Genomic DNA, 6,949 nt, shown 5'->3' with positions numbered 1-6,949 from the left:
GAGGTCGCGCAGGACCTGCGCGGCGTCGTCCTCGCCGAGCACGTGCTCCGCGACGAGCGAGGCCAGGTGCCCGGCGTCCCCCCGGCGCGCGGGGGGGGGGGGGGGGGGCGGCGCGCGCGCGTGCGCGCGCGGCGACCCCGTGCACCACCAGTTGCCGGGCCATGTCGCGGCGTTCCTCCCGCACGGGCTCCGGCAGTTCCGGCAGGAGCCGGTGCAGTTCCCCGCCCGCCCGCAGCAGCGCCGGGGAGCTCCGCGATGCGCGCTCGGCGATCTCGCGGTAGGCGGGGTCGGTCATGACCTGCGCGCCGAACCTGCCGAACCAGGTCGGCGAGCCCAGCTCGGCCAGGTGCAGCGCGGTCGGCAGCACCATGCAGGACACCCAGCCGCGCACGGATCCGTCGGCTCCGGCGACCATCCGGGCGCGCAACCGCTCGACCTGCTCGTGGTGCTTGCGCAGGATCGCGGCGACCAGTTCGGCCTTGGTGCCGAAGTGGTAGCCGACGGCGGTGTTGTTGCCCTGCCCGGCGGCTTCGCTGACTTGGCGGTTGGACACGGCGGCGATCCCGTGCTCGGCGAACAGGCGCTCGGCCGCCGACAGGATCAGCTCCCGCGTCGCCCGCACCTGCCGGGACCGCGCCGCGCCCACGGTCACCACCGCACCGGGACTTCGCTCAGCCCGCCGACGACGAGCCCTTCCAGCGGGCGCAGCCGCTCGGCGGGCACCGCGAGTTCCAACGACGGCAGCTTGCGCAGCAGCACTTCGAGCGTCACCTGCAGCTCGTTGCGGGCCAGCGCCTGCCCGAGGCAGGAGTGCGCGCCGGTGCCGAACGCGAGGTGCGGGTTGGGGGTGCGGGCGAGGTCCATGTCGTCGGCGCCGTCGAAGGCGGTTTCGTCGCGGTTCGCGGCGGCCATGTTGCACATGACGGTGGTGCCGCGCGGCAGTTCGGTGCCCGCGATCTCGACGTCCTCGTGCAGGAAGCGGACCATGCCGAGCCCGGAGTTGGCGTCGAAGCGCAGCACCTCTTCGACCGCGGATCGCACCAGCGACGGGTCGGCCAGCAGCCGTTCCCAGCGCCGCCGGTCCGACAGCAGCATCGCGACCATCTTGCCGATCATGTTCGCGGTCGTCTCGTGCCCGGCGATGAGCAGCCCGAGCCCGGTGGCGGCGAGCATGCGGTCCGGCATCCGCTCGCCTTCGGAGTCGGTGGCGGCGATGAGCTCGCTGAGCAGGTCGTCCCCGGGCTGCCGCTGCTTCGCGGCGATGTGCCCGGCCATGTAGCCGAAGAAGTCGGCCTCGGCGGTCTTGAACTCCTGCTCGGAGTACCGGGTGAGGTTCAGGAAGGTGTCCGACCAGCGGGAGAACCGGTCCCGGTCCGCGGTGGGCACGCCGAGCATGTCGCAGATGACCCACACCGGCAGCGGGAAGCCGAGCGCGGCCTTGAGGTCGGCGGGTCCGCCACCGGCGATCATGTCGTCGACGAGGCTCTCGGCCATCCGCTCGATCTCGGGGCGCAGCGCCAGCATCCGCTTGGCGGTGAACCAGCGGTTGACCAGGCGCCGCCACCGCTGGTGGCCCTCGCCGCTCTGCGGGAGCGCGGTGGACATCTCGCTGTTGAACAGCCCGCCCGATTCGGTGTCGGAGATCCGGGCCGCGTCGGGATCGTCGAGGCTGCGGCCGAACCGCGGGTCGGCGAGCACGCCCTTGACGTCGGCGTAGCGGGTCAGCAGCGCGACTTCGTCCCCGCTGGGCAGCTTCGCGCGGGAGACGGGGCAGCCGGCGCGCAGCCGGGCCCATTCGGCGGGTGGTTCCAGCGGCCCCGGTGCGGGGATCGGGTAGTCGAGCACCCGCTCGTCAGGTGTGGTCACCGCGGTTTCTCCTCGTGTTCGGGAAACGAACTTGGAGGTAGTGAACCGCAGCTGCTAACGTCAGTCAAGCGCCTGCCTTAAAGGCGGGCATCGGAACGAGACGGGAGCACCATGACCCACGCCCTCAGCGCGCCGCGGCGCCCGGACGACGCGCCGCCCGCGCGGACGAACGTGGTCGTCCCGGTGCTGGCCTTCGGCGGCATCTCGGTGTCGCTGATGCAGACCCTGGTCGTGCCGCTGGTGCCGAGCCTGCCCAGGCTGCTGGGGGCGTCGGCCGCCGACACCGCGTGGGCGATCACCGCGACCCTGCTGGCCGCCGCCGTCGCCACGCCCACCGTCGGGCGGCTCGGGGACATGTTCGGCAAGCGGCGGATGCTGTTGATCAGCCTCGGGATCATGGTGTGCGGCTCGGTGCTGTGCGCGCTGGCGAACGGGCTGGCGCTGATGGTCGCCGGCCGCTTGCTGCAGGGCCTCGCCGCCGGGGTCATCCCGCTCGGGATCAGCATCATGCGCGACGAACTGCCCGCGGAACGGCTTGGCGGGGCGACCGCGCTGATGAGCGCCTCGCTCGGCGTCGGCGGTGCGCTGGGGCTGCCCGCCGCCGCGTTCGTCGCGGAGGAGGCCGACTGGCACGCGCTGTTCTGGGCCGCCGGTGCCCTCGGCCTGCTCGCCGCCGTGCTCGTCGCGACCCTCGTGCCGGAATCCCGGGTCCGCGGCGGCGGCCGGTTCGACCTGCCGGGCGCGATCGGGCTGTCCATCGCGCTGCTGTGCCTGCTGCTGGCGCTGTCGAAGGGCGCCGACTGGGGCTGGGGCAGCGGGACGACGCTCGGGCTCGTCGCGGGCGGGCTGCTCGTGCTGCTGGTCTGGGGCTGGTGGGAACTGCGCACCGAGCACCCGCTGGTGGACCTGCGCACCACCGCGCGCCGCCAGGTGCTGCTGACCAACCTCGCCTCGGTGGTGTTCGGGTTCGCGATGTTCGCGACCTCGCTGGTGATCCCGCAGCTGCTGCAGCTGCCCGCCGCCACCGGGTACGGCCTCGGGCAGTCCATCCTCGCCGCCGGGCTGGTGATGGCCCCGAACGGGCTGGTGATGATGGCGATGTCGCCGGTGTCGGCGCGGATCTCCCGGGAACGCGGGCCGAAGGTGACGCTGATGGCGGGGGCGCTCGTCGTGGCCGCCGGCTACGGCCTCGGGCTCGTCCTGATGTCCGAGATCTGGCACCTGATGGTCGTCTCCTGCGTGATCGCCGCCGGCATCGGGCTCGCCTACGGCGCGATGCCCGCGCTGGTCATGGGCGCGGTCCCGGTGTCGGAGACCGCCGCGGCCAACAGCCTCAACACGCTGATGCGCTCCATCGGTACCTCGGTGTCCAGCGCCGCGGCCGGGGTGATCCTGGCGAACATGACCATCCAGGTCGGCGGCGCCGCGCTGCCCGCCCTCGCCGGGTTCCAGGTGGTGCTGGGCATCGGCGCCGCCGCCTCGCTGGGCGCGTTCGCGATCGCCGCGTTCCTGCCCGGGCGCGCCGCCGAGTAGTCCCGCCGGAAACCCCGAACGTCCCGAAACCCACCTGGAGGAAGCGGAATGTCCACCACCGAGGAGTCCCGGCGCGCCGTGCTGGACCCCGCCGTGCTCGGCTTCGACCCCGAGCAGCTGCGGGAGCGCTACCGGGCCGAGCGGGACCGGCGGCTGCGCCCCGACGGGTCCGCGCAGTACCGGGCCACGACCGGCGAGTTCGGCTACTACGCCGACGACCCGTACGTCGAACCGGGATTCACCCGGGAAGCGCTGCACGAGCACTCCGAGGTCCTCGTGATCGGCGGCGGATTCGGCGGGCTCACCGCGGCGGCCCGGCTCGTGGAACGCGGGTTCACCGATATCCGCGTCGTGGAGAAGGGCGGCGACTTCGGCGGGACCTGGTACTGGAACCGGTACCCCGGCGTGCACTGCGACATCGAGTCCTACATCTACCTGCCGCTGCTGGAAGAACTCGGTTCGCTGCCGCGGTGGAAGTACTCGCCGGGCGAGGAGATCCGCGAGCACGCCCGCGCCATCGGCCGCCACTTCGGGCTCTACGACCGCGCCTGCTTCCAGACCGAGGTCGTCGACAGCGAGTGGGACGAGGAGGCCGAGCGCTGGACGGTGCGCACCGACCGCGGGGACGTGCTCACCGCCCGCTACGTGATCGTCTCCAGCGGCCCGTTCAGCAGGCCGAAGCTGCCCGGGCTGCCCGGCATCGAGACCTTCCGCGGGCACACCTTCCACACCAGCCGCTGGGACTACGACTACACCGGCGGGGACGCGAGCGGCGGGCTGCACCGGCTCGCCGACAAGCGGGTCGCGGTCATCGGTACCGGCGCCACCGCCATCCAGTGCGTCCCGCACCTCGGGCAGGACTCGGCGCACCTGTACGTGTTCCAGCGCACTCCGTCCTCAGTGGACGAACGCGGGAACCGGCCCACCGACCCGGGCTGGGCGGAATCGCTGCGCCCCGGCTGGCAGCGCGAGCGGCGGGAGAACTTCCTGACCCTCGTCTCCGGCGGGCACGCCGAGCAGGACCTCGTCGGCGACCGCTGGACCGACAGCGCCGAGACCTTCCGCTCCATCATGCCCAGCGCGCACAACGAGATCCTCGACGCCGACGACGCGCTGCGCGCCGAACTCGCCGACTTCGCCAAGATGAACTCGGTGCGCGCCAGGGTGGACGAGATCGTCGAGGACCCGGCCACCGCGGAGGCGCTGAAACCCTGGTACCACCGGCTGTGCAAGCGGCCCACGTTCAGCGACACCTACCTGCCGACGTTCAACCGCCCCAACGTGACCCTGGTCGACACCGGGGGAGCGGGCGTGGAACGGCTCACCGAGCGCGGAGTGGTCGTGGCCGGCGTCGAGTACGAAGTGGACTGCATCGTGTTCGCCACCGGTTTCGACCTCGGCGCGGGGGCGATGACGACGGCGCGGACGGTGCGCGGGCGCGGCGGGCGCACCCTCGCCGAGCACTGGAGCGGCGGACTGCGCACGCTGCACGGGTTCACCAGCCACGGCTTCCCGAACCACTTCCGGCTCGGCGCCTCGCAGAACGCGAGCTCGGTGAACTTCGCCCACGTCCTCGACGAGCAGGCCGAGCACGTCGCCGAGTTGATCGCCGCCGCCCGCGACCGCGGAGCCCGCCGCGTCGAACCGACCGCCGAGGCCGAAGCCGCGTGGGTCGCCACGATCCGGGAGAAGGAGCGCTACGACCGGGAATTCCTCGCCGAGTGCACCCCGAGCTACTACAACAACGAGGGCGATCCCCGGGCGCGCAGCGAGAGCTACGGTGGCGGCGCCATCGAGTTCTACCGGTTGCTGCGCGACTGGCGGGCCGCCGGTGGCGTGGACGAGGTGCTGGTGGAAGGGGAACGCGCGTGACGCGCAGCAGGTCCGGTGCGGCGGTGACGGTGCTCGACGCCGGGCGCTGGACCGCGCGCCGCGAGAACGAGCCGAACCCGCTGTGGGGGTCCAACGGGGTCGCCTTCGGCCCGGACGGGCGGCTGCACGTCGCCCAGTACCTGGCGGGGCAGATCAGCGCGGTCGACGTCGACTCCGGCGAGGTGGAGGCGGTGCTGCCGGTCGGCGGGCCGGTGCGCTCGCCGGACGACCTGGACTTCGCCGCGGACGGTTCGATGTACATCACCGACCTGAACCCGGGACTGGTGTGGCGGTGCGCGCCGGACGGCGAGCTCGCCGTGGTGGCACGCGGGCTGCGCTGCCCGAACGGGATCACCTGCGTCGGGAACCGGGTGTTCGTCAACGAGATGTACCGGGACGGGCGGGTGCTGGAGCTGTTCCCGGACGGGCGCGAACCGGTGGTGCTCACCGGCGGGCTCGCGATGGGCAACGCGATGCAGCTCGGGCCGGACGGGTCGCTGTACTACCCGCACATGATGACCGGCGAGGTGTGGCGGATCTCCCCGGAGGGCGGCGCGGCGGAGCTGGTCGCCGAGCAGGTGCACGAACCGGTCGCGGTGCGCTTCGACCGCGCAGGCGAGCTGGTGGTGCTCTCCCGCGGGGTGGCGGGGATCGTCACCCGCTTCGACGCGGAGGGCTCCCGCACGATCACCCGCACCGGCATCGCCGGGATGGACAACGCCGCGTTCGACGCGGAGAACCGGATGCTGGTCTCCAGCTTCGCCAGCGGCGGGGTGACCAGGATCGAGGCGGACGGGCCGGTGCGCCCGGTGGTGGCGCGCGGGTTCAACGGCCCGTTCGGCGTGGCCGCCGACTCCGACGGGCGCTGGTACGCCGCCGACCACTTCCGGCTCGGCACCGCCGCGGACGAGCTCGGGGCGGAGGCGGGCGGGCCGCTGCTGTCCGAGCTGGGCGGCTTCGTGCACGGCATCGCCGCCGACTCCGGGGTGCTGCACGTGACCTCGCAGTTCGGCGAGGTCCGCACCGTGGACGGCGGCCGGGTGCGGGTGCGCGCGTCCGGGTTGGACGGGCCCGGCGGGATCGCGGTCGCGGCGGGCGGCGCGCTGGTGGTCGCCGAGACCGGTGCGGGCCGGGTGCTGCGCATCGACGCGGCGGACGAGGTGACCGTGCTGGCCGACGGACTGGACGGGCCGGTGGACGTGGCGCTCGACGAGGACGGGCGCTGCTTCGCCACCGAGCAGCGCGGTGGGCGGGTGCTGCGGATCGGCGACGGCGCGGTGGACGTCCTCGCCGACGGGCTGGCCGAACCGCAGGGCCTCGCGCGGCTGGGCGGCGAGCTGTTCGTCGTCGAAGCCGGTGCCCGCAGGCTGCTCTCGCTGGACCCGGACACCGGCGCCCGGCGCGCCGAGGTCGCGGAGCTGCCGGTCGACGCGCTCCGGGACCCGGAACCCGTGGTGACGCCGGGGATCCCCGGCCAGCCGCGCGCGTTCGCCGGGATCGCCGCCACCCCGGACGGCGCGCTGCTGCTCTCGGCCGGGGGCGAGGGCACCGTCCTGCGCCTCACCCGCGGTTAGCGGGCGGTGGGGGGGGGGGGGGGGGGGGGGGGGGGGGGGGGGCGGGGGGGGGGCGGGGGGGCCCGCCCCCCCGCGCCCCCGGGGGCGCGGCCCGCGGCCGATTC

The 6,949-nt window shown here is 73.9% G+C and carries 5 protein-coding genes; 3 read left to right on the top strand and 2 right to left on the bottom strand.

Going from position 1 to position 6,949, the window contains the following annotated elements; all coding sequences use genetic code 11:
• On the bottom strand, positions 1 to 652 hold a 652-nt coding region (locus LCD35_RS28945), incomplete at its 3' end, for a TetR/AcrR family transcriptional regulator (RefSeq protein WP_374108154.1).
• On the bottom strand, positions 649 to 1,866 hold the full coding sequence (locus tag LCD35_RS28940; protein WP_224961217.1) for a cytochrome P450: 1,218 nt from the start codon (positions 1,864 to 1,866) through the stop codon (positions 649 to 651). The genes LCD35_RS28945 and LCD35_RS28940, both read right to left, overlap by 4 nt.
• A gap of 111 nt (positions 1,867 to 1,977) precedes the next feature.
• Here LCD35_RS28940 and LCD35_RS28935 point away from each other — a divergent pair, with 111 nt between their 5' ends.
• From LCD35_RS28935 to LCD35_RS28925, 3 genes are read left to right on the top strand one after another with little or no spacing between them, the layout of a single operon-like run.
• Complete coding sequence (locus tag LCD35_RS28935; RefSeq protein ID WP_224967389.1) at positions 1,978 to 3,399, top strand: MFS transporter; 1,422 nt, start codon at positions 1,978 to 1,980, stop codon at positions 3,397 to 3,399.
• A gap of 48 nt (positions 3,400 to 3,447) precedes the next feature.
• Complete coding sequence (locus LCD35_RS28930; RefSeq protein ID WP_224961221.1) at positions 3,448 to 5,271, top strand: NAD(P)/FAD-dependent oxidoreductase; 1,824 nt, start codon at positions 3,448 to 3,450, stop codon at positions 5,269 to 5,271.
• Positions 5,268 to 6,845, top strand: coding sequence for a hypothetical protein (locus LCD35_RS28925; protein WP_224977404.1), 1,578 nt, complete (start codon positions 5,268 to 5,270; stop codon positions 6,843 to 6,845). The genes LCD35_RS28930 and LCD35_RS28925 overlap by 4 nt, the downstream gene beginning before the upstream one ends.
• The last annotated feature ends 104 nt before the right edge of the window (positions 6,846 to 6,949 follow it).

Origin of the sequence: Saccharopolyspora sp. 6V, assembly GCF_020176785.1 — a bacterium.
Classification (GTDB): domain Bacteria; phylum Actinomycetota; class Actinomycetes; order Mycobacteriales; family Pseudonocardiaceae; genus Saccharopolyspora_C; species Saccharopolyspora_C gregorii.
The sequence above is the reverse complement of the archived record's forward strand: the minus strand, read 5'-3'. Positions and strand labels throughout refer to the sequence as shown.

Bases quoted from the DNA above. Each gene is read 5' to 3' on its own strand.
- LCD35_RS28935 (WP_224967389.1), top strand. From the start codon at position 1,978: ATGACCCACGCCCTCAGCGCGCCGCGGCGCCCGGACGACGCGCCGCCC.
- LCD35_RS28930 (WP_224961221.1), top strand. From the start codon at position 3,448: ATGTCCACCACCGAGGAGTCCCGGCGCGCCGTGCTGGACCCCGCCGTG.